At 65.8% G+C, this 2,633-nt stretch carries 2 protein-coding genes; both read right to left on the reverse strand.

What is annotated here, in order from left to right; translation table 11 throughout:
- Nucleotides 1-224: 224 nt before the first annotated feature.
- Nucleotides 225-1,355, reverse strand: a complete 1,131-nt coding sequence (locus QEH57_RS24600; RefSeq protein ID WP_309009462.1) for a transposase — start codon at nucleotides 1,353-1,355, stop codon at nucleotides 225-227.
- A gap of 46 nt (nucleotides 1,356-1,401) precedes the next feature.
- Nucleotides 1,402-2,043, reverse strand: coding sequence for a tyrosine-type recombinase/integrase (locus QEH57_RS24605; protein ID WP_309009463.1), 642 nt, complete (start codon nucleotides 2,041-2,043; stop codon nucleotides 1,402-1,404).
- Between the last annotated feature and the right edge of the window lie 590 nt (nucleotides 2,044-2,633).

Raw genomic sequence — 2,633 nt, forward strand, 5'->3', positions numbered from 1 at the left:
ACCTAGCCGGAAACGCTATATGCGTTTTGCTTTTCCCGCGCTTCCTCCACTGGAAGCGCTTTTTCGCGTTTGGGCTACGGACTTGGCGCGAGCCAGCGAAGATCCCCAGCTCGAATCGAGCCGGAAAAGCGACTCGCGGCGGCCGAATCGGGGCGTTTCGGAGCGTATCGGAAAGATGGAGACGCGGGGGCTCGGATCCGGGCGGCGCGCTTCGCTCGGACTTTTCATGCGGCGGCCCTCCTGTCTCGGCGGGCCCATATCTTGGGGATCGAACGCTCCCACGGCGGAGCCCGGCTAAGCTTGGCGACCATCTCCATCGGCTTGCGGCAGCGCGGGCACAGCATCGGGACAGGCGACTCGGGCGTCTCCGGCTCGTCGGACCTGGCGGCCAGCCGGGCCCCGAGCTGCTCGCGGACGGCCGCGAGCTTCGCCTTCGCCCTGGGGTGCAGGAAGCCGTAGTAGCGAACCGAGTGGAACCCCTGGGGCAAGGCGTGCTGCAGGTAGCGGCGGACGAACTCCGCGCCTTCGATCCGGCGAGTCTCCAGCACGCCGGCGTCGCGGTTCCTGACCGACATGGCAACCGTACCGCCTCGGACTTCCAGTATCCGCGAATCGGATATGGGGCCGCGGCGCGCGTAGCCGCCGAGGTACTTCAGCGCGTTGGCCCCCTCGCCGAAGTTCCTCACGTCGCAGTTCCAGCCCTTCCGCCAAAGGGCGTCGAAGCCGCAGGACGGGACGAGCCCCTCCCGCTTCATCGCCTCGAGAAGAAGCGTCTTGAGGCGCGCCGCGAAGACGTTCCCGCTGGCCAGCCAGCGCGGGTCCCTGGGGAAGCGGACCTTCCCCTTCGCGTCCAGCGCCACGGCGGGCACGACGTAGTGGATATGCGGATGCAGCTCCAGCTCCTGGGTCCAGGTCTGCAGGAAGCCCACGAAGCCGCACTCCCCGCCGAGATGCCTGCGCTCCCCCAGGACGTCCTTGATCGCCTGCGAGGAGCAGGCGTAGAAGAGCTTCAGGAAGCTCGCCGCGTCGCAGCGGCAAAGCTCCCTGAGCTGGCTGGGCAGCGTAAAGGTGACCATGTAGTGGGCGACCGGAAGGCGCTCGCGCAGCCTGCCGGCCACCCATTCCCTCGCCTCGGCCGCCCCGCACCGCGGGCAGATGCGGTGGTTGCAGGAATGCCACGCGAAGTGGTCCCTCTCGCAATGCGAGCAGCGATAGCTCCGCCCGCCCATGGCGGGTGTCCGGCACAGGAGGATGCTCTGCAGGGCCTTGCGTTCCTCGGGGCGCATGGAGTCGCCGCAGCGCTCCAGGCACGCCTCGTGGAAGCGCGCCAGGATATCCGCGACGGACAGCCGCAAGCCAGGCCCTGCCGAACGATGGCGGCAGGAAGCGATAGGGCAGCCCCTACAGCGTCATCATAGCGATGGCCTCGACGTGCTCCATGCTCCTCTCCTCGCCGAAGGGGATCAGGTGCAGGTAGATGCACGTCGTCTCGATGCTCTCGTGCCCGAGGTAGAGCTGCAGCTGGCGGATGTTGACCCCCATCGCCAGCAGGTGCGTGGCGTAGCTGTGGCGAAGGGTATGGATCGTCGCCTTCTTGCGTATCCCCGAGGCGACTACGGCGTCGTGGAAGGCGACCTGGAGGGCCCCCTTGCCGAAGGGCGCCTCGGACCTGCCCATGCGCTCGCGCGCGTTGGAGGGATGCCCCCGGCCCGCCGAGGGGAAGAGCCACTTGGGGTTCCTGTGCTGCAGCCAGTAGCGGCGCAGCTCGCCTAGCATCGTCCCGGAAAGCGGGACGTAGCGGTCCTTGCCGCCCTTGCCGCCGCGAACGAGGATCCGCCCGGGCTCCACGTCGTCGACGGTCAGCCTGACGGCCTCGTCGAGCCTGAGGCCGCAGCAGTAGATCAGCCGCAGCGGGGTGCGGTGGCGCGCCAGCGCCACGCTCGCCAGGACCGAGCGCGTCTGCTCCACGTCGAGCACCACCGGCAGCTTGAAGGACTCGCGCGCGCTGGCCACCTCCCACAGCTTCCAGTCCTTGCCCAGCATGCCCGCGTAGAAGAGGCGGCACGAGGCGGTGGCCTGGCGCTAGGTGGAGGCGGCCCATCCGCGCTCCTCCCTGAGGTGGACCAGGTACTCGCGCAGGCGCTTCTGGGACAGCGACCTGGGGTCCGCCCCGAAATGCTCGGACAGCAGCCGCAAGTGCCGGTAGTAGGCCTTGGCGCTGCCAAAGCTCTTGCCCACGAGGCTGAGGTGCTCGGCGAACGCCTTGAGCGAGGCGTATTTATGGTTGTAGTGGACCGGATGGAGGTCTTTTTTGGGTGTCGTATTTTTTTCTCATCCTGGCAGCCTCGCAAGGGGCTGCCAACCTTCCAACTCAAATGATGAAAGCTACCCCAAGTTGCCGCGCAGCGGCTTCGTTCAACAAGGCGCTTCTCACAACGCGGGCAAGCCCGCGTCGTGAGAGCTTGGCGATGGGGAGATAAGGAATTTTAGAGAGAACAACCTGGCGACGTATCCAATTTCTAAAATCCAAGAATGAAGTATGAAGATCCTGCAACGGAGCGATAGATCGATTTTCGAGAAGGCCAACCAATCCGAAATCACCTTTAATTAGGATTGATCCTGCAGCAAATCAA

It is taken from the genome of Pelagicoccus sp. SDUM812005 (assembly GCF_031127875.1).
Classification (GTDB): domain Bacteria; phylum Verrucomicrobiota; class Verrucomicrobiia; order Opitutales; family Opitutaceae; genus Pelagicoccus.

Coding starts and splice junctions, on each gene's coding strand:
- QEH57_RS24605 (WP_309009463.1), bottom strand. CDS start 2,043: ATGCTGGGCAAGGACTGGAAGCTGTGGGAGGTGGCCAGCGCGCGCGAG.